Consider the following 25,012-nt stretch of genomic DNA (forward strand, 5'->3'; position numbering starts at 1 on the left):
TCGGCGCCCCGGACGGGGATCCGGGGCGCGGTTATCCGCCGGCGAACGAGCCGCACCGCGCTATCCGATCGCACCACGCCGGCTATTCCAACAGACGCCCCCGACAGCTCCGCGGCGGCGGCCGCCGCGACACCGCCGTCCGGCACCCGGCAAAATGGCCGGATGTCCGATCTGCACGTCCATCGCTTCGGTCCGGAGAGCGGTCCGGCGGTCCTCGCACTGCACGGCGTGACCGGGCACGGCAAACGCTGGGAGGCGCTCGCCGCCGAGCACCTGCCCGAGGCGCGCGTGCTGGCGCCGGACCTGCGCGGGCACGGCCGCTCCACCGGGCTGCCACCGTGGAACTTCGAGACGGTCGTCGCCGATCTCGTCGCGCTGCTGGAGGCCGAGGACGCCGGGCCGGTGGTGCTGGTGGGGCACTCGTTCGGCGGCGCCTGCGCGCTGCACCTCGCGCACCGGCGGCCGGACCTGGTGCGCAGCCTGGTGCTGCTGGACTCGGCGATCGGGCTGGAGCCGGAGCGCATGCTCGATATCGCGCTCTCCTCGCTGGCCCACCCCGACTACGACAGCGTGGCGCAGGCGCGCCGGGACAAGCAGGAGACCGGGTGGGGCTCGGTGGAGCCGCGGCTGCTGGAGGCGGAGCTGGACGAGCACCTGGTGCCGACGGCGAACGGGCAGGTGGGGTGGCGGATGAGCATTCCGGCGGTGAACTCGTACTGGGGACAGCTGGCGCGCGGGTACGTGTTACCGCCCGCCGAGCTGCCGACCGTGCTGGTACAGGCCATGCGGGTGCGGCCGCCGTTCCTCACGACCGAGTTCCTGGCGGCCATCTCGGCGCGGCTCGGGTCGAATTTCCGGCTGCTGCAGTGGGATTGCGATCACATGGTGGCGCAGGAGCTGCCCGCCGAGACGGCGGCGCTCATCCGCTCGGTGCTGTAGTGGCGACCGGGGACGAGCAGATCGAGCGGGTGCGGGCGCTGGTGGCGGCGGTGCCGGCCGGGCGGGTGACCACCTACGGCGATCTGGCCGCGGCGGCCGGGCTCGCCAGTGCGCGCACGGTCGGCTGGATCATGCGCACCGACTCCGGTGATCTGCCCTGGCACCGGGTGCTCGGGGCGAGCGGGCGGCCGGCCGCGCACCTCGCCGAGCGGCAGTTGCGGTTGCTCGCGGCCGAGGGGGTGCCGATCGTCGACGGGCGAGTGCGGTTGCGCGAGGTGCGGTACCCCTTCGCCGAGCTGGACTGAACATCCGAGCGCGGCGGGTCTCGATCCGCGGGGCGCGGGGCCCGGGTCGCGTGCCGCAGCCAGCCAGCGCCGCGTCTACGCCGGCGGGACGTCGGGGGCCGCTGGCACTGCTATCCGTTGCCCCCGGACAAGAGCGCGTCGTTCGGGCCCGGCTGCGGGGAGCCCGCAAGTACCGTGGGAACCATGTCCACCCGCCTGGTGTACGTCGCGGTCCGCGCGCAGCGGCCGCGGACGCTCGCGGAGTTCTGGGCCCGGCTGCTCGGCTGGACCGTCACCCTCGACACCGACGACCGGGTCGATATCGCCGCACCCGACCCCGGCCTCCCCGGCCCGGCGCTCACCTTCCGCACCGCCCGGCCGGACGCCCCCGCGCACACCACCCCCAACCGCCTGCACCTCGACCTCGCCACGCACAGCCCGCGCCAGCAGGACGACCGCGTCCGGCGCGCCCTGGAGCTGGGTGGCAGGCACCTCGATATCGGCCAGGGCGCGGTGCCGTGGGTGGTGCTGGCCGACCCGGAGGGCAACGAGTTCTGCGTGCTGGAGCCGCGCCCGGAGTACGCGGGCACCGGCGCGCTGGCCGCGGTGGTGGTCGGCGCCGCGGCACCGGCCCGGCTCGCGGCATTCTGGTCGACGGCATCGGGGTGGCCGATCGCGCGCGAGGGCACCGTGGCGGGGTTGCGCTCGCCCACCGAGCTCGGCTCCTGGCTGGAGTTCGTCCCGCACCCGGGACCGGGTGACGACCGGCTGCACCTGGAGCTCGGCACCCGCGCGGCCGCCACCGCGGCCGAACGGCTCACCGCCGCGGGCGCGGTCCCGAGGCCGGGGCCGGGGCCGTGCGGCGGCACCCGCTTCACCGACCCGGGGCACAATCCGTTCTGTCTGGTCGACGCCGAGCGCGGCCGGCCGACGAACTAGCATCGCCCGCATGGGGAACCGCGCCGCACCGCCGCCGGAGCGGGCCGATGCCGTCGTGCTCGCGGGCGGCCGGGCGAGCCGGATGGGCGGGGTGGACAAGCCGGGCATCGTGGTCGGGGGCCGATCGCTGCTGGATGCCGCGCTGGCCGCCGTCGCCGGGTGCGCGCGGGTCGCCGTGGTCGGCCCGGAGCGCGCCGAGCTCGGCTCCGAGGTGCGGCAGACCAGGGAGGATCCGCCCGGCTCGGGTCCGGTCGCGGCGCTCGCCGCCGGGCTGGGTGCGCTCGGCGCGGAGCCGTCGCCGCTGGTGGTGGTGCTCGCCGCGGATCTGCCCTTCCTCACCGCCGACACCGTGCGACGGCTGCTCGAGCACCTCGGCGCGGCCGATGCCGCCTTCGCGGCGGACTCGGACGGTCGCCCGCAGTACCTCATCGGGGTGTGGCGGCGCAGCGCGCTGGACGCCGCGCTGGCCGCGCTCGGCTCCCCGGTGAACCACCCGATGAAGGCGCTGGTCCCCGCCGCCAGCACGGTGCTCGAGCTGCCCGGCACCGACGACTGCGATACCGCCGAGCAGGTGCTGCGCGCCCGCACCGCCCTCGGCGACACCCTGGACGACGCCCGCGCCGCCCTGCGCACCGGCCTCACCCCGCTGCCCGCCCGCGGCGCCGCGCTCGCCGAGGCCCGCGGCGCCGCGCTCGCCGAGCCGCTGCACGCCGCCGGGCCGCTCCCCCGCTTCGACGTCTCCGCCATGGACGGTTACGCCGTGGCGGGGCCGGGACCGTGGCGCATCCGGCGCGATATCGGGTACGCGGGCGGCGAGCGCCCGGCCGGGCTGGAGCCGGGCGAGGCGGTGCGGATCGCCACCGGTGCGCACGTCCCCGACGGAACCACCCGCGTCGTCCGCGACGAATTCGCCGCCCTGCTCCCCGGCGCGCCGCAGCCCGCACCCGGGGAAGGCCACGCCATCGACCCGCAGCCCGGCCCTGCCGCGGACGACCGAAACGCCCCGCGGCCCGCTCACGCGGAAATCCTCGCGCTCCTGCCCGACTCACCGCTGCGCGATGACATCCGCCGCCGAGGCGAGGACCGCGACCTCGGCGACGAGATCGCCCCGGCCGGCACCCCGGTCACCACGGCCCTGATCTCGGCCGCCGCCTCGGTCGAGGTGACCACCGCCGCCGTGCGCGGCCCGGTGCGCGCCCGGATCATCATGACCGGCGACGAGATCCGCGCCGACGGCCCCCTGCACGCCGGGCAGACCAGGGACTCCATCGGCCCGATCCTCCCCGCGCTCCTGGCCGGCCGCGGCATCACCGCCGTCGACCGCGTGCACCTGCGCGACACCGCGCACGGCTTCGACGCCGTCCTCGCCGCCGCGCACGACCGCGACCTGCTGGTGGTGGTCGGCGCGACCGGCGGCGGCGCGGCCGATCAGCTGCGCGGCGCGATCGCGCGCTCCGGCGCCCGCATCCTCGTCCCCCGCCTCCGGCTCCGCCCCGGCGGCTCCACGCTGGTCGCCGAGACCACCGCGGGCACCACCGTTCTCGGTCTTCCCGGCAATCCGTACGCCGCCGTCGCGACGCTGCTCGCGCTCGCCCCCGCCATCGTCTCCGGCCGCACCGGCGCCGCCCCCGCCCCGGCACTGCGCGGCCCGCTGCACAATGCCGCCGAGATCGCGGGCCCGGTCCCGCGGATCGTCCCGGCCCGGTACGCGCCGGAGGGCGGCTTCCGCGGCGACCCCGCGATCCGCACCGCGCACCTCGGCGGGCTGGTCGGCCGGGACGGGCTGGTGGTGGTCCCGGCGGGCGCCGCCGACGGCGCGCTCGTCGAATTCCTCACACTTTCCCGCTGATTCGATTCTGGCGACCCGCCGCCCCCGCTGGTTCACTGGAGGGCGACCGCGACCCGAAGGACCCACCCGATGGACGACAGCTCCCTGCGCTGGGTCGACGGCGCCCTCGTCACCCTCGACCAGCGCGCCCTGCCGCGGGAAACCCGCGAGCTGCGGCTCGGCACCGTCGACGCGGTGATCGAGGCGATCGGCACGCTCGCCGTCCGCGGCGCCCCCGCCATCGGCATCGCGGGCGCCTTCGGCGTCGCCATCGCCGCCGCCGCGCACACCGGCCCGGCCGGGCTCGACCTCGCCGCCGTGCGCGCCGACGCCGACCGGCTGATCGCCGCCCGCCCGACCGCGGTGAACCTGGCCTGGGCGGTGCGCCGCGTGCTCCCGCTCGCCGCCGATGGCGCCGACGCGGTGCTCGCCGCGGTGCTCGCCATGCTCGACGAGGACGCCGCGGTGAACCGCGCCGCCGCCACGCACGCCGCCGACCTGGTGCGGCGGCTCACGCCGGACCGCCCGCTCCGGCTGCTCACGCACTGCAATACCGGCCGCCTGGCGACCAGCGCCTTCGGCACCGCCTTCGGCGCCATCCGGGTGCTGGCCGAGCGCGGCGCCGTCGCCGAGGTGCTGGTCGACGAGACCCGCCCGCTGCTGCAGGGCGCGCGGCTCACCACCTGGGAGCTGGCCGCCGCCGGAATCCCGCACCGGCTCACCGTCGACTCCGCCGCGGCCTGGGCCATGGCGAACGGCCTGGTGGACGCGGTGCTGGTGGGCGCGGATCGGATCGCCGCGGACGGCTCGGTGGCGAACAAGATCGGCACCTACGGGCTGGCGCTGGCCGCGCACCACCACGGCATTCCCTTCGTGGTGGTCGCCCCGGAGTCGACGCGGGATCCGGCGACCGCGACCGGTGCGGAGATCGTGGTGGAGCAGCGCGCCGCCGACGAGGTCACCGGCTTCGGCGGCGCCGCGACGGCGCCCGCCGGGACCGCCGCCTACAACCCGGCCTTCGACGTCACCCCGCCGCCGCTGGTGACCGCGGTGGTCACCGAGCGCGGGGTGGTCTCCGGAACGGTGCTCGCGGAACCGGCCCGCGCGATCGCCGCGGTCTCCGGGGAACTGCACGCGCGCGGCTGGATGCCGGGCACCGCGGGCAATATCTCGGTGCGCTCCGGCCCGGACGCGGTGATCACCGGCAGCGGCCTGGCCAAGGGCGAACTCGGCCCGGCCGACATGGTGACGGTGCGCATCGCCGACGGCGCCGCGATCGCCGGGCGGCGGCGCCCCTCCGCCGAGACCGCCATCCACACCGCCGTCTACCGCACCACCGACGCGGGCGCGGTCGTGCACGTGCACTCCCCCGCCGCGACCGTGCTGGCCACCAGGTCCGGCGCCGGCCCGCTGCGAATCAGCGGCTACGAGCTGATCAAGGGCCTCGGCGGCGGCACCGAGCTCACCGTCCCGGTCTTCGCCAACCACGCCGACGTCACCGCGATCGGCGCGGAGGTGGAGCGGTACCTGCGCGAGAACCCCGGCGCCGCACCGGCCCTCGCCATCACCGCGCACGGCATCACCACCTGGGGCGCGGATCTCGCCCAGGCGCGGGACCGCGCGGAGTGCCTGGAGGCGCTCTGCGAGCTGATCGAGCGCACCGGGCACGCGCACGCCGACGAACTACTCGAGATCGGATAGGACATGACCCTGCTCCAGGTGATGAGCGCCGACCGCCCGGACGAGATCCGGGTGCGGACCACCGACCGCGCGGCCATCGGCGCCGAGCTCGCCGCGCACGGCATCCACTTCGACGGCTGGCCCGCGCTGGACGGCGCCGCCGCCCGCCCCTCCGACGAACTGCTCGCGGCCTACGCCGACCGGATCGCCGAGCTGGACGGCTCGGGGAAGTACAAGCACGTCGACGTCGCCCGGCTGCACCCCGACGACAGCGACCCGCAGTGGCCGGTCGTCGCCGCGGCCGCCCGCGCCAAGTTCCGCGACGAGCACCGGCACGCCGAGGACGAGGTGCGCTTCTTCGCCGCCGGCCGCGGCTGCTTCTACCTGCACATCGACGACGCGGTGCTGGCCGTGGTCTGCGAGGCGGGCGACCTGCTCGCGGTGCCCGCCGGCACCACGCACTGGTTCGACATGGGCGACCGCCCCGACTTCGTCGCGCTGCGCTTCTTCGAGGCCGAAGACGGCTGGGTCGGCGATTTCACCGGCGCGCCGATCAGCGGCGGCTTCCCCACCCTCGACGAGCTGCTCGCCGCGCGGTGACCACCGCCGTCGTCCTGGATATCGAGGGCACCACCAGCTCGACCGCGGCCGTCAGGGAGCGGCTCTACGGCTACACCCGGCGCGAACTGCCGCGCTGGATCGGCACCGACGAGGCGGCCCCGGTGCGCGCGGCGACGCGGGAACTGGCCGGGCGGCCCGGCGCCACCCCGGCGGAGATCGCCGAACTCCTGCTCGGCTGGCTCGGCTCGGACGCCAAGGCCGAGCCGCTCAAGCTGGCCCAGGGGCTCATCTGCCACGCCGGGTTCCGGGCGGGCGCGCTGCGCGGCGCCTTCTACCCGGATGTCGCGCCCGCGCTGCGCGGCTGGCACGCGGCGGGGCTGCGGCTCGCGGTCTACTCGTCCGGCTCGGAGCGCAACCAGCGGGACTGGTTCGGCCACGCCGAGGGCGGCGAGCTCGCGTCGCTCGTCTCCGGCTGGTTCGACCTCACCACGGCCGGGCCGAAGCGGGAGCCGGGCTCGTACCGGCGGATAGCGGCGGCAATGAACACGCCCCCGGACGAGCTGCTCTTCCTCTCCGACCACCCGGACGAGCTGGACGCGGCGGTGGCCGCGGGCTGGCGGGTGGCCGGGGTGCACCGCGCGGGCGAGCCGAACGCCCCGCGCCCGCCGCACCGCTGGATCGCGGAGTTCGGCGAGCTGGCGCTGCCCTGACTACGCGCCGTGCGCGCGCAGCGCCATCTGCCTGCCGGAGCGGTCGGTGGCGAAGATGCGGCGCGCGTGCAGCGCGACCGGGCTGGTCGACCAGGGCGCGAGCGCGGTGGTGAACATGAGCTCGCACCAGGAGAGCGCGGGCACCTCGCCCGCGGCCAGGGTGGCGATCAGCGAGAGCTCGGTGTCCTGCTCCTGCCAGGCGGCGATCAGCCAGGCCGCGTCCAGCCTGCCGAGGAATTCGATGGCGTCCTCCGGCGGGCCGTGCGGGGTGTCCACGGCGAGGTGGACCACCGCGGCGATCGCGTGCCGCATCTTGGCGTCCAGCCCGACCGCGTCGTGCAGCAGCAGCGCCTCCAGCGCGGCGCGCAGCTCGACGCTCTCGTCGATGGGGTCGAAGGAGTCCGGACGGTCGGCGGTGGCGTGGTACATGGTGGCAAGCCTTTCCTCAGGGGCCGTATGGAGTTGTCGGTGCAGGAGCCGGGCGGTGGAGGCGGGGTCGGCGGCATCGTCGAGCGCCGCGGGTTCGCAGTCGCCGATGAGGTCGTCGAGGGTGCCCGCGCGCCAGTTCAGCCGCCCGTAGGCGTGGCACCAGTCGAGAGCGGGATTGTCGTCGGTGACGATCAGATCCAGCGCCAGCCCGGCCAGGGAGGCCGCGCAGGCCAGTGCGGTCGCGTCGATGTCGGAGTCGATGACGCAGAGGTGCAGCGTGGCCTCGTCCAGCCCGGCGTCGGTGCGGGCCCGGCCCGCCAGCCAGACCGCGCGGGCGGCGGCCGCGGTGGCCGCGGCCAGCCGGTCACCGCGCGGGTGGTCCGGATCGTCGGCCGCGAACGGCCCGTACCACAGCGCGTTCCCCTCTTCCCCGCACACCGCGAAGGTGCCGGAGCTGCTGTCGCCGGCGGCGGCCAGCGAGATATGCGGTACGGACTCGAAACGCTGCACCATTCCGGCTCACTTCCCCGCGGTCCACGATTCCGGTCCGGTTCGATACGAACCATCGGATCCCTGCTCCGGAATACGTCTCGCCCACTCGAGCTGAATTGTCTCGAGTCAGGTCTACCGACGCGGACAGGCAGATGTCCACGAATCGCCGTTGATCCGGCAAACCCCTTGTTGTACATACACCCGGCAGTGACACACCGGATTCCGCTGAACCACAGGCGGAATCGATCGTGCTCGGGCAAAATCTCGGCATCCGCTCCGAAGCACGCACCGCGAAGCACGCGGTTCCAGCGCACGGCCTGGCCACGCCCTCAGGGGAACGTTCTAGCTAACTTCTAGTTAATTGAAATCGCCCGATTGCCCGGCCTTCTCAGCGCACCCGCATGCCGAGGAAGTACTGCACGAAGCCGGGGTACGGCCCCGCGTCCAGCCGGAAGGTCTGCACCGCGATGTGCTGCGGCACCCCGGTCCGCGGGTCACGGAGGTACATGGCGAGCCGCTCGCGCCCGTACGAGGCGCCGCCGCGCTCCCACAACCTGCGGAATTCCGGGAACTCGGCGAGTTCGGCGAGAAAACCGACCGCCCAGTCCGATTCGGCGTAGCGGCCGATCGCGGCGCGCAGCGACTGCACCGCGAGCATGGCCTCGTCCTCCCACTCCAGCACCACCCGCGGCGCCGCCGGGTCGGCGAAGAACCAGCGCAGCACATTGCCGTTCTCCACCAGCCCCGGAAACGCGCTGCGGTAGGCATCGTTGCAGGCCAGGACATTCCAGCGGATGTCGAGGTAGGCCGCGAGGTTGGGCTCCTGCATGGCGAGCGTGCGGTGCATGTCCCTGCTGACGGCGGCCCGGAGGGTGGCCGGCTCGGGCAGCTCGGCGTGCTCAAGCCCGGCGAGTTCGAGCAGGTGCCTGCGCTCGTCGTCGCCGAGCAGCTCGATCCGGTCCAGGTACGCGATCAGCGCCGCGAGCACCGGGCGGGTGGGGCGGTCCCGGTCGCCGTTCTCCAGGTGCGTGATGTAGCTGGCGCTCACCCCCGCCGCGAAGGCGAGCTTCTCCCTGGAGATCCGGCGGCTGTCCCGCAACTCCCGGAGCAGCCCCCCGAGCGTCGGCAGCCGCAGCTGCCCCTCCGCACCCGACCCGGGTGTCTTGCGTGCCACAGCAACCCCGCTCCCGATTCGCCATCCGACGCAGCACCGTAGTTGACCACACGCGGCCCGGCTTTCCGGCGGCAAACCGAAGGGGCGCGACGGTGCGAGACATTTCCCACAGCGCGTGCCATATCGGCGGCCCACCCCGTCGAGCACGCTGAGCCGATATTAAACGACGAATTACCGGTGAAATGCGCAGCGCCGGTCGGCTCGGCGAAGTGGGGACTTTCGGCCCTGCCGATCGTCCCTTCCGGGGCCTGCGCTCAGCTGCTGCGGAAGCCGAGGAAGAAGCGGATCCACCCCGGGTGCACGCCGGAGTCGACCTCGTAGACCTGGAACTCCAGCAGGCAGGGTGCGCCCGCGGCGGCGTCGTGGAAGCGCAGCGCGGGGAGGTCGCCGCCGTAGGAGATGGCGCCGGTGCTCCAGAGCCGGCGGAACTCCGGGTAGCGGCTCAGCTCGGCGAGCAGCGCGCCCGCCCACCCGGCCTCGCCCGGCCTGCCGATCCGGCCGCGCAGATTGGCGACGCTGAGCGCGGTGACCTGGTCCCAGTCCGGCAGCGCGCGCCGGGCGCCGGGATCGCCGAACATCCAGTGCAGCATGTTCCCGCCCTCGGCCAGCCCGGGGAACATCGCCGCGGCCACCCGGTTCACCGCGAGCAGGTTCCAGCGCGCGTCGAAGAAGCCGGCCGGGTTGGGCTCGTGCAGACTCAGGCCGCGCCGCATGGCCGGGCCGATCCCGGCGCGCAGTTCGTCGACGGTCGGCACCTCGGTGACGGCGAGCCCGGCCAGTTCGAAGAGGTGCCTGCGGTCGTCGGCGGGCAGCCGGACCACCCGGTCCAGGTAGCGGAGCAGCGCGTCGACCACCGAGCGGGTGGGGTGCTCGCGCTCGCCGCTCTCCAGGTGCGCGATGTAGCTGGCGCTCACCCCGGCGGCGAAGGCGAGTTTCTCGCGGGAGACACCGCGATCGTCCCGGATCCGGCGCAGCGTGCCCCCGAAGGTCGGGGGGACCACGTCGAGGCGGTCGCGAGCCTCCAGCACACCATCCGACACGGCACACCACTCCCTGCGCTGTCGTACACCGCGAACCGGCGGACCTCATCGACGCGTCGGCCGCGGTGTGGGGCCGATCCTGTGTTGCCCCATGCTCAGCGATCCAGGCGGAAACAGCGCGCGGAGCCACGAAACTTTATCGATTCTTTACCTACGGGCCTGCGGCTCGCTGTGTAAACAAATGTAAACCGCCCGAGAACCGGCGGTTTCCGAACCATCACCGCGGACCCCGTTCGACCAGGTGATCCGCGGCCACCGTGACCGGGGTGTTGCGGCCGCCTCACAGCTCACCCCGGGCCGAAGCGGGCTGTGAGACAACCGTTTTGACCTGCGACGATGCCTCCTTACCCTCGGGTGGTGGCCGATACGCGAGAAACGCAGGATCCGGGTGACGCGCTGCTCCGGCTCGGGCGCTACTTCCGGCGCGACGAGACCTCGGACGATCTGCGCAGCGTGCACCGGGTGGGCGGGCGCTCGGCCGACGAGTTCTACCGGGACCGCTGGTCGCACGACAAGGTGGTGCGCTCCACGCACGGGGTGAACTGTACCGGGTCGTGCTCCTGGAAGATCTACGTCAAGGACGGCGTGATCACCTGGGAGTCGCAGCAGACCGACTACCCCTCGGTCGGCGCGGACAAGCCGGAGTACGAGCCGCGCGGCTGCCCGCGCGGCGCCTCCTTCTCCTGGTACACCTACTCCCCCGCCCGGGTGCGCTACCCGTATGTGCGCGGGGTGCTGCTCGAGCTGTACCGGGAGGCCAAGGAGCGGCTCAAGGACCCCGTGCTGGCCTGGGCCGATGTCGTCGAGGACCCGGTGAAGGCGAAGCGGTACAAGGCGGCGCGCGGCAAGGGCGGCTTCGTCCGGGCCGAGTGGTGGGAGGCGGCCGAGATCGCGGCCGCCGCGCACGTGCACACGGTCAAGGAGTACGGGCCGGACCGGGTCGCCGGGTTCTCCCCGATCCCGGCCATGTCCATGGTCAGCCATGCCGCGGGCGCCCGGTTCATCTCGCTGCTCGGCGGCTCCATGCTCTCCTTCTACGACTGGTACGCGGATCTGCCGGTGGCCTCGCCGCAGGTCTTCGGCGACCAGACCGACGTGCCGGAGTCGGCGGACTGGTTCGACGCCAGCTACCTGATCATGTGGGGCTCGAACGTCCCGGTGACCAGGACCCCGGACGCGCACTACATGACCGAGGCCCGCTACCGCGGCCAGAAGGTCATCGTGGTCTCGCCGGACTACGCCGACAACACCAAGTTCGCCGACGAGTGGGTGCCCGCCCGCCCCGGCACCGACGCCGCGCTCGCCATGGCCATGGGCCACGTGATCCTGCGCGAGTTCTTCGCCGAGCGGCGCACCGAGCGATTCCACGAGTACGTCACGAAGTACACCGACCTGCCGTACCTGGTCTGCCTGGACGGCGAGCTCCCCGGCAAGTTCCTCACCGCCGCCGACCTGGGCGAATCCGGTGAGGGGGCCGCGCACAAGCCGGTCCTCCTGGACGAGGGCGGCGCGCCGATGGTGCCGAACGGCGCGCTCGGCCACCGCTTCAACGCCGCCGACGCGGGCCACTGGAACCTCGACCTCGGCGACACCCGCCCGCTGCTCACCCTGCTCGGCGGCAAGCCCGCCACCGTGCGGCTGCCGCGCTTCGACGCCGATTCCCCCGAGGTGCTGCTGCGCGGCGTTCCCACCCGCGAGGTCGCGGGCAAGCGGGTGACCACCGTCTTCGACCTGCTGCTCGCGCAGTACGGGGTGGGCCGCGACGGCCTGCCCGGCGACTGGCCCACCGGCTACGACGATCCCGAGCGGCCGTACACCCCGGCCTGGCAGGAGCGGATCACCGGCGTCCCGGCGGTGCAGGCGGAGCGGATCGCGCGCGAGTTCGCCGACAATGCCGAGCGCTCCGGCGGGCGCTCCATGATCCTCATGGGCGCGGGCACCAACCACTGGTTCCACTCCGACCAGATCTACCGCTCGTTCTTCACCCTGACCCTGCTCACCGGCTGCCAGGGCGTGAACGGCGGCGGCTGGGCGCACTACGTCGGGCAGGAGAAGTGCCGCCCGGTGACCGGCTGGTCGACGCTGGCCTTCGGGCTGGACTGGCAGCGCCCGCCGCGGCAGATGCAGGGCACCGTCTTCTGGTACCTGAGCAACGACCAGTGGCGCTACGACCCCTTCACCGCCGAGAGCTTCGCCTCGCCGCTCGGCACCGGCCGCTTCGCCGGCCGCACCGCCGCGGACAATATCGCGCTCGCCACCCGCCTCGGCTGGATGCCGAGCTACCCCACCTTCGACCGCAACCCGCTCGACCTCGCCGACCAGGCCGCCGAGTCCGGCAAGCCCGCCGCCGAATACATCGTGGACGAGCTGAAGGCGGAGAACCTCCGTTTCGCCTGCGAGGACCCGGACGCCCCGGAGAACTTCCCGCGCTGCCTCACGGTGTGGCGGGCCAACCTGCTCGGCTCCTCCGGCAAGGGCAACGAGTACTTCCACCGGCACCTGCTCGGCACCGACTCCAACCTGCAGACCGACGACACCCCGGGCGTCCGCCCGCAGGAGCTGGTCTGGCGCGACGAGGCCGCCACCGGCAAACTCGACCTGCTGCTCTCGCTCGACTTCCGGATGACGAGCACCACGCTCTTCAGCGATATCGTGCTGCCCGCCGCCACCTGGTACGAGAAGCACGACCTCTCCTCCACCGACATGCACCCCTTCGTGCACGCCTTCTCCCCGGCCATCTCGCCGCCGTGGGAGGCGAAGACCGATTTCGAGGCGTTCCACCGGATCGCGCGCGGCTTCTCCTGGCTCGCGGAGAAGCACCTCGGGGTGCGCAAGGACATTGTCGCCGTCCCGCTGCAGCACGACTCCCCCGACGCGCTGGCCCAGGCCGGGGGCAGGGTCCTCGACTGGAAGGCGGGCGAGTGCGAGCCGATCCCCGGCCGCACCATGCCCAAGCTGGTCGAGGTGGAGCGCGACTACCCGCGGCTGGCGGAGAAGATGGCGGCGCTCGGCCCGCTGGTCGAGACGCTCGGCACCACGACCAAGGGCGTCACCACCTACCCCGAGCCGGAGGTCCGCTACCTGGCCGGGACCAACGGCACCATCGTCTCCGGCATCGCGCAGGGCAGGCCCTCGCTGGCCAAGGACACGCACGCCGCCGAGGCGATCCTGGCGCTCTCCGGCACCACCAACGGCCGGCTGGCGGTGGAGGGGTTCGAGGCGCTGGAGCGGCGCACCGGCACCGAGCTCGCCGACCTGGCCCGCGAGCACGAGGGCAAGCGGATCACCTTCGCCGACACCCAGGCGCGCCCGGTCCCGGTGATCACCTCGCCGGAGTGGTCGGGCAGCGAGACCGGCGGCCGGCGCTACTCACCGTTCACCATCAATACCGAGCGGCTCAAGCCCTGGCACACGCTCACCGGCAGGCAGCACTTCTACCTGGACCACGACTGGATGATCGAGCTCGGCGAGCAGCTCCCGGTCTTCCGGCCGCCGCTGGACATGTCCGCGCTCTTCGCCGAGCCCGGCATCGGCAGCGTCACCGAGCGCGGCGTCACCGTGCGCTACCTGACCCCGCACTCCAAGTGGTCCATCCACTCCGCCTACCAGGACAACCTGCACATGCTCACGCTGAGCCGGGGCGGGCAGAGCATCTGGATGTCGGAGAAGGACGCCGCCAAGATCGGAGTGGCGGACAACGACTGGATCGAGGCGGTGAACCGCAACGGCGTCGTGGTGGCGCGCGCCATCGTCAGCCACCGGATGCCGGAGGGCACCGTCTTCATGTACCACGCGCAGGACCGCGCGGTCGACGTCCCGCGGATCGAGGGCACCGGCGCCGCCGACTTCAAGGGCAAGGGGAAGCGCGGCGGTATCCACAACGCGCTCACCCGGATCATGATCAAACCCTCACACCTGATCGGCGGGTACGCGCAGCAGTCCTTCGCGCTGAACTACCACGGCCCGACCGGGAACCAGCGCGACGAGGTCACCACCATCCGCCGCCGCTCGCAGAAAGTCGAGTACTGATATGCGTGTCATGGCCCAGCTCGCCATGGTGATGAACCTGGACAAGTGCATCGGCTGCCACACCTGCAGCGTCACCTGCAAGCAGGCGTGGACCAACCGGGGCGGCACCGAGTACGTCTGGTTCAACAATGTGGAGACCCGCCCCGGCCAGGGGTACCCGCGGCAGTACCAGGACCAGGAGCGGTGGAAGGGTGGGTGGACGCTGAACAAGCGCGGCAAGCTCACCCTGAAATCCGGGTCCCGGCTGAAGCGGCTGCTGAACATCTTCGCCAACCCGGAGCTGCCCACCGTCTCGGACTACTACGAGCCGTGGAGCTACGACTACGACAACCTGCTCTCCTCGCCGCCGACCGACACCGTCCCGGTGGCCCGGCCGAAATCGCTGATCACCGGCGAGGACACCCAGGTCACCTGGGGCGCGAACTGGGACGACGACCTCGGCTCCGGGCCGGAGCAGGTGGGCCGCGACCCGCTGCTCGGCAAGCTCTCCGAGCAGGTCAAACTGGAGTTCGAGCAGACCTTCATGTTCTACCTGCCGCGCATCTGCGAGCACTGCCTGAACCCGTCCTGCGCGGCCTCCTGCCCCTCCGGTGCCATCTACAAGCGCGCCGAGGACGGGATCGTGCTGGTCGACCAGGACAAGTGCCGCGGCTGGCGGCAGTGCGTCACCGGCTGCCCGTACAAGAAGATCTACTTCAACCACAAGACCGGCAAGGCCGAGAAGTGCACGTTCTGCTACCCGCGGGTGGAGGTCGGGATTCCGACCGTGTGCTCGGAGACGTGTGTCGGGCGGCTGCGCTACATCGGCGTCATGCTCTACGACGCGGACAAGGTGGCCGAGGCGGCGGCGGTGACCGAGGTCGCCGACCTGTATCCGTCACAGCTCGGCGTGTTCCTGAACCCGCACGACCCGCGGGTGATCGCCGAGGCCGAGCGCGCCGGGATCTCGCCGGAGTGGATCCAGGCGGCGCAGGATTCGCCGGTCTACAAGCTGATCGTGGACTACCAGATTGCGCTGCCGCTGCATCCGGAGTACCGGACCATGCCGATGGTCTGGTACGTGCCGCCGCTCTCCCCCGTGGTCGACGTGCTGAGCGAGACCGGGCACGACGGTGAAGACGCGGGGAATCTCTTCGGCGCCATCGACGCGCTGCGCATTCCGGTGGAGTACCTGGCCGAGCTCTTCACCGCCGGGGAGATCGGGCCGGTGCGGGCCGCGCTGCAGCGGCTCGCCGGGATGCGCGCGTTCATGCGCTCGGTGAACCTGGGCCAGGAGCCGGATCTCACCATCGCGCCCTCGATCCGGCTGGAGCCGGAGGAGATCGAGGCCATGTACCGGCTGCTGGCCATCGCCAAGTACGAGCACCGGTATGTGATTCCGAGCGGGGCCGGGTCCGAGGCGCATCAGCTGGATTCGCTGGCTACCGGGTGCAGTTTGGATGTGGACGGCGGGCCGGGGATGACGGCGCTGGATCAGATGGTGGAGAAGTTCCATCTGACCGACTCGAATTCGGCGGCGCCGGAGCAGAAGTCGGGGCGGATCAACCTGCTGGACTGGGACGGGCGGAGTACCGACGGGCTGGTCCCGGTGAACGGCTCGGCGGGCGAGAGCGCGGGGCGTGGCAACGGCGCCGCGCCGGCGGGTGGCAACGGCGCCACCCGGTCCGGCGCCGCCTCCGCCGACGAGGCGGCCGTGCGATGAGCCTGCTCAAACTGCGCCGCCGCCCGGAGCCCGCCGTTCCGCTCCCCGAGCCGGATCGGCTGCTGGTCTGGCGGCTGGCCGCGCTGCTGCTCGACTATCCCGGCCGGGAGACGCTCGAGCTGCTCGATACGCTCTCGTCCGCCGTCGACCGGCTCCCCGCGCCGATCGGGCCGCTGCTGGCCGAGTTCGTCGGCTACCTGCGCGGCACCGACGAGATCTCGCTCGCCGCGACCTACGTCGAAACCTTCGACCTGCGCAAACGCGCCAGCCTGCACCTCACCTTCTACGCCTACGGCGACACCCGCAAACGCGGCATGGCGCTGCTCCGCTTCAAGCACGCCTACCAGCACGCCGGCGTCGAACTCGACGACCGCGAACTCCCCGACCACCTCCCGGTGCTGCTGGAATTCGCCGCCACCGTCGACCCCGTCGGCGGCGAACGCCTGCTCGGCGAGCACCTCCCCGTCATCGAACTCCTCCGCCTCTCCCTCGCCGACACCGGCTCCCCCTACGCCGCCGTCCTCGGCGCCGTCACCGCCACCCTCCCCCCGCTCACCACCGCCGACCGCCGCCGCATCGCCGAACTCGCCGCCCAGGGCCCGCCGGACGAGGACGTCGGCCTCGAGCCCTTCGCCATGGACCCCGACCTGTTCACCGCCGGAGAGGGGCGCCGATGAGCACCATCGTCTGGATGACGCTGCCCTACATCGCCTTCACGTCATTCCTGCTCGGCCACGTCTGGCGCTACCGCACCGACCAGTTCGGCTGGACCACCCGCTCCTCCCAGCTGCACGAGAGCCGTTTGCTGCGGCTCGGGTCGCCGCTCTTCCACTTCGGCATGCTCGGCGTCTTCGGCGGCCACGTGCTCGGCGTCCTCATCCCCCAGTCCTGGACCGACGCCATCGGCATTTCGCACCACACGTACCACGTGGTCGCGGTCGGCGCGGGCTCCGTCGCCGGCTTCGCCGTGATCGCCGGGATCGGCATCCTGCTCTACCGCCGCTTCACCGTCCCCGCCGTGCGCCGCGCCACCACCCGCTCCGACAAGGTGATGTATTTCCTGCTGGCCGGAGCTTTGATCACCGGGCTGCTCAATACCGTCGGCAGCAATCTGCTCTGGGGCACCTACAACTACCGCGAAACCGTCTCCCCCTGGTTCCGCAGTCTCTTCACCGTCGACCCGCAGCCGGAGTTGATGGTCGGGGTGCCGTGGACCTTCCAAGCGCACGGGCTGTTCGTCCTGGTCCTGGTCGCGATCTGGCCCTATACCCGGCTGGTGCACATGTTCAGCGCGCCGATCGGGTATCTCACACGGCCGTACATCGTCTACCGCAGCAAGGAGACGAACGCCGCCGATACGCGGCGGTACGCGCGGGCGTGGGAGTCGACGGCCCTGCCGCCCGGCAAGTGACGGGCTACGCCCGCTCCTTCGCCGCCGCGACCTCTCGCTCGATCGTCTCGAAGATGCCGATATCGGTCTTCTGCTGCCACTCCGGCAGTTGGTCCCACGGCGCGACATAGCCCGGCTTCGGCTCCGGTATGCGCGCGTAGATCTGACCGATCCAGCAGATGGCGACGAACTGCCCCTTGAGCTCGGGCGACAGCCGGGTGGCGGCACCGTCGGTCGCCTCGATGAACTCGGCCACCTGACGGTAAACCGTTGCCGCACTTGCCCGTTCCCAATCAGGAGTGTCTTCCCACGGCGTGATGTAACCGTCCTTCGGCGTGCCGGGGAAGTGCGTCGTGACGCCGCTGATCCACGCCTCGCGGAAGACCCGGCCGCCGTGCTCGAAGTCGGTGTTCAACGGTGCTCCTCGTCAGTTTCGGTGGGACACTGCCAGCGTAGTGATCTGCTGCTGGAGGTAGTCGACGTGCCGGTCTCCACGCAGTTCCGACAGTCGTTCACCCAACCGATCCAGCCTTCGGCCGATGTACCCCGAACGGGTGCGGCGGGCGATATCGACCGCAGCGCCGCCGAACCACGCCGTCTGTACCGGATCATCGCGCAGCGCTCCGGCTGCGGCGAGGTCGATCAGGACACCGGCTCGGCGACGTGGGGACAGCGGGCGATCGAGCAGTGGCCGGAGGAGGTGTTCGGCGCGTTCGGGGCGGTCCAGTTGGATCAGGCAACCGGCGTGTTCCTCCTCGATGCGCTCCCCGGAGAAGCGCAGCCAGCCGAGCGTAGGCGTCGCGCGAAGATCGAGGACGCCGCGTGCGGTGTCGAATGCCTGCTCACAGGCGTGAGCATCACCGAGACCGGCAAGTACCTGCGCTCGCACACTGGCCACCCAGTGCGTCGTCGGCAACGTCCGGTCGCCGCGCACCGCGATACTTGCCGCCCGATCCACGAGCGGCAAAGCCTCGCTGAACCGGCTGTCCATGATTCCGATGTAAGCATGCCGCGTCAGGGCACAGGCCCACAGGTCGTAGGCGCGAGCTCGGGCGGCGAAGGTGCCGGACAGGGCATAGCAGTGCGCCGCTTCGCTCAAATGGGTGCCATCCATCAGAATTTCGCCCGCGAGTTGGAGAACATCGGCGATCAGTTCGTGCTGGCGATCGCGGAAAGTCGCCGTTCGGGAGCCGCGGAGCCCTTCGATCAACAGGCCGAGCTGGCTGCGAACCGCGCCGAATACCGAAGCCTTCGTTTCGGACTCGCCGTAGAGCTGCCACAGCGCTCTGTTGCGGACGGCACACTCGTCCACTGTCGCGATATCCACGTGACCCGAGGCTGTGGCCCGGTCGACGCTGGTCGGCATCGCGAGCGTAGTCGTGGCGATGCTCGAGAGACGCAACAACTCGCGACGGTCCATGTCCGTGACCTCCGTGGGGGTCGTACCACCGGGAGAGGTGGGAAGACTCCTTTCCACAGTAGTGGCGACGGACTGTGCAGTTTGAACAGGTTTCGGACGCTTGGCGATCCCTGGTCGATGCCGATCCCGCCACGTCGCTTCTCCCTCGGCCAGGATCTGCTCAAACCTGGCCCGGTCGTCGTCCGAGGCTCGCGACTGGTAGGTCGTATCCAGAATCGCCTGGGTATTGGAGCGCGGCACAACCGCGCTCAAGCCACTGCGCCAGTTAGCGACAGTCGTCGTCTCCAGCCCGAGCAGTGCTGCGAAATCTCGCACCGATCGTCTCATCGCCTCTTGCAAAGCGGCTGCTTCGAACCCCGTCCATTCCCGCCCCCGCACCATCGCTCCACCCTACTGTTTTCAGCCCTGAACTGGGCGAATTCGTCCCCGACGCCAACGGTACCCGAACACCGGACGACTGCAAGCCCGACCGGCTGACGGCCAGAGTCGAATGCGGTACCCGGCACCGGGCTGACGCCTGAATCGTCTCCTCCGGCGCACCGGCCCGTCAGAGTGGCAGGCCGGTGGCGAAATGCCCCCGGTGCCGGGTACCGCCGACCATTTCGAATGTTCTGCCATGGAGGATCCGTGACCAGCAATTCGTCCGGCATGTATCCACTCACCGCAGCGATTCAGCACGAAGCACTGCGGACGCACAGTGCGCCGGACGGGGCCTTCAGCGTCGGGGAAGCGCACCGCGAAATGCAGGTGCACCGGGACTGCCGCCTGGATGAGTGTGCGCGGAAGGCTACCGCTTTTCAGACATTGATCGATGCAGGACGTGTGACGCCGGATTCCGCACGGCAGCCGCGCTGAGCGACGGGAGCTGTAGTAACTCCCGCTACCGCGCTGGCGATGGAGGCGGGTGTGAGCAGCACACGTCCCCGCTTTGTCCAGCTACCGCATCCCGGACGGGAGATCGCGCCTCGGCAGGATGCCGTTCCGTGGAATACCGGGTCGCACGGGCGCAAGTTCTTGCGCGGGGCCGGGGAGTTTCTGGCCGAAAGCGGTGAAGCCCGGCCGCAGCGCGGGGAACTCGCGTTCTGGGGTGAGTGGGAGTCGCCGTCGCGGATCGTTCAGCGGTGGCCGCGGGCGGGGCAGTTGCCGCGGGCGCTGCATGAGCCGTGCTGGACGCGGCCGATCCAGCCGTATCCGCGGCAGAACACGGATCCGTGGGTGTTCGGGGAGCGGATGATCTACAGCAATTGCAAGCAGAACACCAGGAAGGGGCCGACTGCGCTGCGGAGTTTGGATCCGGGTTCGGTGATCGTATTCGGCTCGGCGCTCGGGGGTGAGTTCTGCGTGGATACGGTGTTCGTGGTGGCGTCGGCGGAGCCGTGGACCCCGCTCGCGGTGGGGAAGCACGGGCTGGATGATGCGTTCCTGGCGGCGACGGCCGAGCCGCTCGGTGCACCTGTTGCCGGTACCGGCGGTGGTTGCGCGCCGTCGCCGAGGGCGGTGCTCACGCTGTATCGCGCTGCCACCTTCGACGAGCCGGTGAACGGCATGTACAGCTTTGTCCCGGCGCTGCCCGCGGACGCCGATGAGCCGCGGTTCGCCCGGCCTTCCCTGCGGATACCAGGTGCGATCAATCCGGCGAGCGCGCAGAGTCACCGGTGCGCGCCCGGTGTCGACTCACCCGCAGCGGTGTACGAGCTGTGGAGCGAGACGCGGCAGCAGGTCGTCGATCAGGACCTCGTCCTGGCCACGCACCTCGATATCCCAGCTCGGTGCGTGGCGCCGACGGCGGATGTCCCGCCGCGAAGAGGCACGGTGTGCTGATCAGCGGGCGCGCAGGAAACGGCCGGTGCGGACGGTGCCGAGACGCTCGGCGACAACGCCGTCCCCGAAGACGAACTCACCGTTCACCAGAACAGCGGTGATCGCCCGGTCATTGCGATTGACCATGCGGGAGAGCCCGTCGTAGGCGGGAATGGCGGCCTCGGCGTAGTCGTCCAGGGACGAATCCAACCCCTCCGGGTCGAGCACGACGAGATCAGCGCGGTCGCCAAGGCGCAGGTGGCCGGCGTCCAGCCCGTACCAGTCGGCGAGCTCGCCGGTCAGCCGGTGCACCGCGTGCTCGATGGTCATGAATGGCTTCCGGGCCTGGTGGACGCGGCGGAGGAAGCGCAGGCCGAAGTTGTAGAAGGCCATATTGCGCAGGTGCGCGCCGGCGTCGGAGAAGCCGAGCTGGACGCCGGGGTCGACGGAGATCCGGTTCAGGACGTCTTCGCGGTGGTTGGAGATGGTGGTGCGCCAGCGCAGTTTGCGGCCGTGCTCGACGACCAGGTCCAAATAGGCGTCGACCGGGTGCAGACCGCCGCGGTCGACGCCGACCTGGCCGAAGGTCTTGCCGATCACCGCAGAGTCCGGGCAGTCCACGATCTCGGCGTCGAAGAAGTCGCGGTGCCACACGCGGGGCCCGAACTTGCTGTCGTAGTCGGCCCGGAACCGGCGGCGGTACCCCTCGTCCTGGAGGAGAGAGCGCTGCTCCTCGATGCGGTCGGCGAGGTGCAGGGCGGCGGCGCCGGAGCCGAACTCCTCGAAGATCACCAGGTCGATGCCGTCGGCATACACCTCGAAGGGCACCGGGAGGTGCTGGAAGCGCAGGTTGCCGCCGAGCGCGTTGAAGAGCCGGGCGAGCAGCGGGAAGACGCGGATGATGAACGGGATGGCCTTCAGGTCGGCGGCGGCGAGCAGGCTGACCGGCAAAGGCTTGCGGAAGAGCCCGACGGTGCTGGCGGCCATGGTGACCAGGCTGTGCGGGCGGGCTACGTCCGGCCCGCCCTGGAGGGCGCGGCCGTAGCGGCGGAGCACGGAGTTCAGCCGGTGCCGTTCGCGGCTGCGGGCGTAGGTCGACGGCAGGGTGCGGGAGCGGCAGGTGTCGCCGTCGAGCTTGTCGAATTCGAGCTGTTGCGAGGACATGCCGACGAACCCGGCTTCGAGTGCGGCAACCAGCCTGCGCTCCATCTCGGCGAGTTCGGAAGCGCCGGGGCGGAAGGAACGGTCGGTGGCGCGGTCGAGGCCGAGCACATCCGCCCTGATGTCGGAGTGGCCGATGAAGGCGGCGATATTCGGGCCGAGCGGCAGCGCGTCCAGGTAGGCGGCGTACTCCGCGGCATCGCGCCACACCTGGTGCTTCTCCACGCCGTCGACCACGTGCTTGCGCGGGATCGCCTCCACGCGGGCGAAGAGATCCGCGGCGGTGGTGGCGTCGACGTGCACGGTGGAGAGCGAGCAGGAGCCGAGCAGCACGGTGGTGACGCCGTGCCGCACCGACTCGGCGAGCGCGGGCTGCTGCAGCACCTCGATGTCGTAGTGGGTGTGCACGTCGAGCATGCCGGGCAGCACCCAGCGGCCCTCGGCATCGATCACCCGCGGGCAGCCGGTCTCGTCCAGCGGGACGGTGGAGACGGTGGCGACCCGGCCGTCCACGATGCCGAGGTGCCGGACGGCCGAGGGCGCGCCGGTGCCGTCGAACCAGCGGCCGCCCTTGACGATGGTGTCGTACACGATGTCTTCTCTCTACAGTGCTAGATCGCGCCGGACGACCTTGCCGGTCGCGTTGCGCGGCAGTGCTTCCGGAGTCAGCCGCCAGTGCGCGGGAACCTTGAAGTAGGCGAGCCGCGCCGCGGCGAATTCCCGCAGTTCATCCGCGGTGACCGGGCCGGTGGTGACGACCAGCGCCGCCACCGCCTGGCCGAGGTCGGGGTCGGCGACGCCGAAGACCGCCGATTCGGCGACCGCGGGGTGCTCGTCCAGGACGTTCTCGATCTCGGTCGGGTACACGTTCTCGCCGCCGCGCAGGATCAGGTCGCTGCGCCGCCCGGCGAGGTAGAGCCTGCCGTCGCGGAGCGCGCCGAAGTCGCCGGTGCGCAGCCAGCGCTCGCCGTCGAGGGCGGCGGCGGTGGCGGCGGGGTCGTTCCAGTACTCGAGCATGACGTACGGGCTGCGCACGCAGATCTCGCCCTCGGTGCCCTCGGGCAGGTCGTTGCCCTCGGGGTCGCGGATGGCAACGCTCACCCCGATGATCGGGCTGCCCACCGTCTCCGGGAAGGCCGCCAGCTCCGGCGGCGTGGCCAGGGTGCCCGCGGTGCCCGCCTCGGTGAGGCCGTAGCTGGTGGCGAGCTGCACCGGCAGCGCCTCCCGCAGCCGCTGGTGCAGGGCGGGCGAGGAGGGCGCGGTGTTCAGCGAGAAGGCGCTGAGCGAGGAGAGGTCGTACTCGGCCAGGTCCCGCTCCAGCAGCCGGATCGCCATGGTCGGGACCGCGCCCCAGTGCGTGACCCGCTCGCGCTCGATGAGCCGCAGCACCCGGTCGGCGTCGAACTTGCTGTCCGGGAAGATCACCGCTGCGCCGGTGGCGATCCGCGGCACCACCAGGTTGTGCAGGCTGGCGATGTGGAAGAGCGGCGAGCTGAGCAGCCAGCGCTTGGCGCTCGGCCGCTCGGGGTCGAAGGCGAGCCCGGCGAAGGTGTCGGCCATGGCCTCGGTGAAGCGGTGGTACTCGGTGACGGCGAGCAGGTTGCGGTGCGTGTGCACGACGCCCTTGGGCCTGCCGCTGGTGCCGCTGGTGTAGAGGATGACGGCCGGGTCGTCCTCGGCCACCGGGGTCTCCGGCGCCGCGCCGGCGAACTCGGCGAGCAGCGCGGGGAGGTCGTGCTCGATGGTGAGCACGGGGATGGCGGTGCCGGTGATCCGCTCGGCCCGCGCGGCGTCGGCGATCACCACCGCCGGCGTGGAGTGGCCGAGCGCGTAGTCGATCTCGCGCGGCGCCCACCAGGCGTTGTACCCGGCGGCGATGGCGCCGAGGCTCTGCGCGGCCCAGAAGGCGATGACCCACTCCGGGGAGTTGGCCGCCAGGATGGCGATCCGATCGCCCTTGCCGACGCCGTACCGCGCGGCCAGCCCGGCGGCCAGCGCGCCGGCGGCGTCGGCGTGCTCGGTGTAGGTCCAGCGGCGCTCGGCGGTGACCAGGTAGTCGCGGTCGCCCCAGCCCCTCGAGTCGGTGAGCGCGGTGCCGAGCGAGCGGCGGCGGTTCACGAAAACCGGAAGCTCGGTGCCGAGCACCGGCTCCGTGGCGAGCGCGAACGGGCCGCCCGGCCCGGCGAGTTTCGCCGCCACCTGCGCAGCGAGCTGCCGCGGATCTGCCGCCATCGTCATCGGGACACTCTCCTGCCTCAGGGAACCAGTACCGCGCGGCCGCGGATCTGCCGTCTTGGTCATCGGGACACCCACCCGCCTCAGGGGACCAGCACCGCGCGGCCGCGGATCTCACCGCGCGCCAGCCGGTCGAACGCGATGCGGCCGTCGGCCAGCTCGAACCGCTCCACCGCCACCGACAGCCGCCCGGCCCGCGCCAGCGCGACCGAATCGATCAGGTCGGACTTGGTGCCGCCGTACGACTTCCGCACCGAGGCGCCCCACGGCCAGCCCGGCCCGCCGGACGGCCCCGCGGTCAGCTCCGGCGCGCCGCCGCCGAGCCCGACCATGCGGTACGCGCCGTTCGGCGCCACCGCCTGCACCGCGAGCGCGGCGGTGGCGTCGGTGCCGACGAAGTCGAAGACGGCCTCGGCGCCGCGGCCGTCGGTCAGCGCCAGGATCTCGGCGGCGGTCTCGGGGCCGGCGATCAGCCCGAGGTCGGCGCCGCACTCGGTGGCCAGCGCCAGCTTGTCCGGGCCGACGTCCACCGCGATCACCCGCACGGCGTCGACGGTTTTCAGGATCTGCACCGCGACGTGCCCGAGCCCGCCGATCCCGATGGTCACCGCGGTGGCGCCGGGGTACAGCTGCTCGCGGGCACCGCGCACGGCGTGGTACGAGGTGAGCGCGGCGTCGGCGAGCGGCGCGGCGGTGACGAAATCCAGGTCGCCGATCGGCACGAAGGAGCTCGCCGGGACCTTGATGTACTCGGCCATCCCGCCGTCCGGGCCGAGCCCGGGGCAGGGCGGCATGGCGGTGCGCCCGGCCGCCCGGCACACGTTCTCGTTGCCGCTCACGCACTCCCGGCACACCCCGCAGGACCAGCACAGGTAGATGAGCCCGCGCTCGCCATCGGCGATCCCGGTGACGGCGCTGCCCACCGCGGCGACGGTGCCCGCGATCTCGTGCCCCATGGTGAGCGGATTCGGCAGCGGGAATTCGAGTTCCAGCACGTAGAGGTCGGAGTGGCAGATGCCGACCGCGCCCACCCGGATCAGCAGCTCGGTGGGGCCGGGCTCCGGGATCGGCACCTCGCGCAGCTCCAGGGTGTTGGGCCCGGTGAGCTGCAGCGCCCGCATCGTCGAGGTATCGCCCACCACACGCTCCTGTCCGCGCCGGGCCCGACGTGACCTGGCACACAGGACGCTAGCAGTCGC

At 71.9% G+C, this 25,012-nt stretch carries 21 protein-coding genes; 13 read left to right on the forward strand and 8 right to left on the reverse strand.

Annotated features, from left to right (window positions below; translation table 11 throughout):
* The first annotated feature begins 162 nt into the window (after positions 1 to 162).
* From AB0H71_RS26085 to mtnC, 7 genes are all read left to right on the forward strand, one after another.
* The gene (locus AB0H71_RS26085) at positions 163 to 939 is read left to right on the forward strand and encodes an alpha/beta fold hydrolase (RefSeq protein WP_357026007.1); all 777 of its coding nucleotides are present in this window, start codon (positions 163 to 165) and stop codon (positions 937 to 939) included.
* A complete protein-coding gene (locus AB0H71_RS26090; RefSeq protein WP_357026009.1) occupies positions 939 to 1,244 on the forward strand; it encodes an MGMT family protein in 306 nt (101 codons plus the stop codon). Before AB0H71_RS26085 ends, AB0H71_RS26090 begins: the two co-directional genes overlap by 1 nt.
* Before the next feature lie 183 nt (positions 1,245 to 1,427).
* Positions 1,428 to 2,162 carry a VOC family protein gene (locus AB0H71_RS26095; protein WP_357026010.1) on the forward strand — a complete coding sequence of 245 codons (735 nt, stop codon included), beginning with the start codon at positions 1,428 to 1,430 and terminating at the stop codon, positions 2,160 to 2,162.
* Between the two features lie 10 nt (positions 2,163 to 2,172).
* Entirely contained in the window at positions 2,173 to 4,011 is a 1,839-nt protein-coding gene (locus AB0H71_RS26100) for an NTP transferase domain-containing protein (protein WP_357026012.1), read from the forward strand.
* Positions 4,012 to 4,080: 69 nt separating this feature from the next.
* Positions 4,081 to 5,691 (forward strand): S-methyl-5-thioribose-1-phosphate isomerase, encoded by a 1,611-nt coding sequence (gene mtnA / locus AB0H71_RS26105; RefSeq protein ID WP_357026014.1) that lies wholly within the window; start codon positions 4,081 to 4,083, stop codon positions 5,689 to 5,691.
* A 3-nt stretch (positions 5,692 to 5,694) separates the two neighbouring features.
* Positions 5,695 to 6,270, forward strand: a complete 576-nt coding sequence (locus AB0H71_RS26110) for a cupin (protein WP_357026016.1) — start codon at positions 5,695 to 5,697, stop codon at positions 6,268 to 6,270.
* Complete coding sequence (mtnC, locus tag AB0H71_RS26115; RefSeq protein ID WP_357026018.1) at positions 6,267 to 6,941, forward strand: acireductone synthase; 675 nt, start codon at positions 6,267 to 6,269, stop codon at positions 6,939 to 6,941. The genes AB0H71_RS26110 and mtnC overlap by 4 nt, the downstream gene beginning before the upstream one ends.
* On the opposite strand, the gene AB0H71_RS26120 is transcribed toward mtnC, so the two are convergent.
* The 3 genes from AB0H71_RS26120 to AB0H71_RS26130 all read right to left on the reverse strand — a co-directional run bounded on the left by AB0H71_RS26120 (position 6,942) and on the right by AB0H71_RS26130 (position 10,076).
* A complete protein-coding gene (locus AB0H71_RS26120; protein ID WP_357026020.1) occupies positions 6,942 to 7,883 on the reverse strand; it encodes a hypothetical protein in 942 nt (313 codons plus the stop codon).
* 367 nt (positions 7,884 to 8,250) lie between these two features.
* A complete protein-coding gene (locus AB0H71_RS26125) occupies positions 8,251 to 9,036 on the reverse strand; it encodes a helix-turn-helix transcriptional regulator (RefSeq protein WP_357026022.1) in 786 nt (261 codons plus the stop codon).
* A gap of 254 nt (positions 9,037 to 9,290) precedes the next feature.
* The gene (locus AB0H71_RS26130; RefSeq protein ID WP_357026024.1) at positions 9,291 to 10,076 is read right to left on the reverse strand and encodes a helix-turn-helix transcriptional regulator; all 786 of its coding nucleotides are present in this window, start codon (positions 10,074 to 10,076) and stop codon (positions 9,291 to 9,293) included.
* A gap of 357 nt (positions 10,077 to 10,433) precedes the next feature.
* Here AB0H71_RS26130 and AB0H71_RS26135 point away from each other — a divergent pair, with 357 nt between their 5' ends.
* Genes AB0H71_RS26135 through narI form a run of 4 tightly spaced genes read left to right on the forward strand, consistent with a single transcriptional unit; the run spans position 10,434 to position 17,218 of the window.
* A complete protein-coding gene (locus AB0H71_RS26135) occupies positions 10,434 to 14,105 on the forward strand; it encodes a nitrate reductase subunit alpha (RefSeq protein WP_357026026.1) in 3,672 nt (1,223 codons plus the stop codon).
* Positions 14,106 to 14,115: 10 nt separating this feature from the next.
* Positions 14,116 to 15,807, forward strand: coding sequence for a nitrate reductase subunit beta (gene narH / locus AB0H71_RS26140; RefSeq protein ID WP_357026332.1), 1,692 nt, complete (start codon positions 14,116 to 14,118; stop codon positions 15,805 to 15,807).
* Positions 15,804 to 16,484 (forward strand): nitrate reductase molybdenum cofactor assembly chaperone, encoded by a 681-nt coding sequence (gene narJ / locus AB0H71_RS26145; RefSeq protein WP_357026028.1) that lies wholly within the window; start codon positions 15,804 to 15,806, stop codon positions 16,482 to 16,484. Before narH ends, narJ begins: the two co-directional genes overlap by 4 nt.
* Positions 16,481 to 17,218, forward strand: a complete 738-nt coding sequence (gene narI, locus AB0H71_RS26150) for a respiratory nitrate reductase subunit gamma (RefSeq protein ID WP_357026030.1) — start codon at positions 16,481 to 16,483, stop codon at positions 17,216 to 17,218. The genes narJ and narI overlap by 4 nt, the downstream gene beginning before the upstream one ends.
* A gap of 4 nt (positions 17,219 to 17,222) precedes the next feature.
* Here narI and AB0H71_RS26155 read toward each other — a convergent pair whose 3' ends face one another.
* The gene (locus tag AB0H71_RS26155) at positions 17,223 to 17,612 is read right to left on the reverse strand and encodes a hypothetical protein (protein WP_357026031.1); all 390 of its coding nucleotides are present in this window, start codon (positions 17,610 to 17,612) and stop codon (positions 17,223 to 17,225) included.
* A gap of 12 nt (positions 17,613 to 17,624) precedes the next feature.
* On the reverse strand, positions 17,625 to 18,998 hold the full coding sequence (locus AB0H71_RS26160; protein ID WP_357026033.1) for a hypothetical protein: 1,374 nt from the start codon (positions 18,996 to 18,998) through the stop codon (positions 17,625 to 17,627).
* A 246-nt stretch (positions 18,999 to 19,244) separates the two neighbouring features.
* On the opposite strand from AB0H71_RS26160, the gene AB0H71_RS26165 reads away from it, so the two are divergent.
* Together AB0H71_RS26165 and AB0H71_RS26170 are read left to right on the forward strand one after the other, a co-directional pair.
* A complete protein-coding gene (locus AB0H71_RS26165; protein WP_357026035.1) occupies positions 19,245 to 19,472 on the forward strand; it encodes a hypothetical protein in 228 nt (75 codons plus the stop codon).
* Positions 19,473 to 19,523: 51 nt separating this feature from the next.
* Positions 19,524 to 20,438: a hypothetical protein gene (locus AB0H71_RS26170; protein ID WP_357026037.1), complete on the forward strand. Its 915-nt coding sequence runs from the start codon at positions 19,524 to 19,526 to the stop codon at positions 20,436 to 20,438.
* Here AB0H71_RS26170 and AB0H71_RS26175 read toward each other — a convergent pair whose 3' ends face one another.
* The 3 genes from AB0H71_RS26175 to AB0H71_RS26185 all read right to left on the reverse strand — a co-directional run bounded on the left by AB0H71_RS26175 (position 20,439) and on the right by AB0H71_RS26185 (position 24,934).
* Positions 20,439 to 22,172 carry an amidohydrolase family protein gene (locus AB0H71_RS26175; RefSeq protein WP_357026334.1) on the reverse strand — a complete coding sequence of 578 codons (1,734 nt, stop codon included), beginning with the start codon at positions 22,170 to 22,172 and terminating at the stop codon, positions 20,439 to 20,441.
* 9 nt (positions 22,173 to 22,181) lie between these two features.
* On the reverse strand, positions 22,182 to 23,816 hold the full coding sequence (locus AB0H71_RS26180) for a class I adenylate-forming enzyme family protein (RefSeq protein ID WP_357026038.1): 1,635 nt from the start codon (positions 23,814 to 23,816) through the stop codon (positions 22,182 to 22,184).
* 80 nt (positions 23,817 to 23,896) lie between these two features.
* On the reverse strand, positions 23,897 to 24,934 hold the full coding sequence (locus tag AB0H71_RS26185; protein WP_357026336.1) for an NAD(P)-dependent alcohol dehydrogenase: 1,038 nt from the start codon (positions 24,932 to 24,934) through the stop codon (positions 23,897 to 23,899).
* Positions 24,935 to 25,012 lie beyond the last annotated feature (78 nt).

Origin of the sequence: Nocardia sp. NPDC050697 (assembly GCF_040654395.1) — a bacterium.
Lineage (GTDB): Bacteria > Actinomycetota > Actinomycetes > Mycobacteriales > Mycobacteriaceae > Nocardia.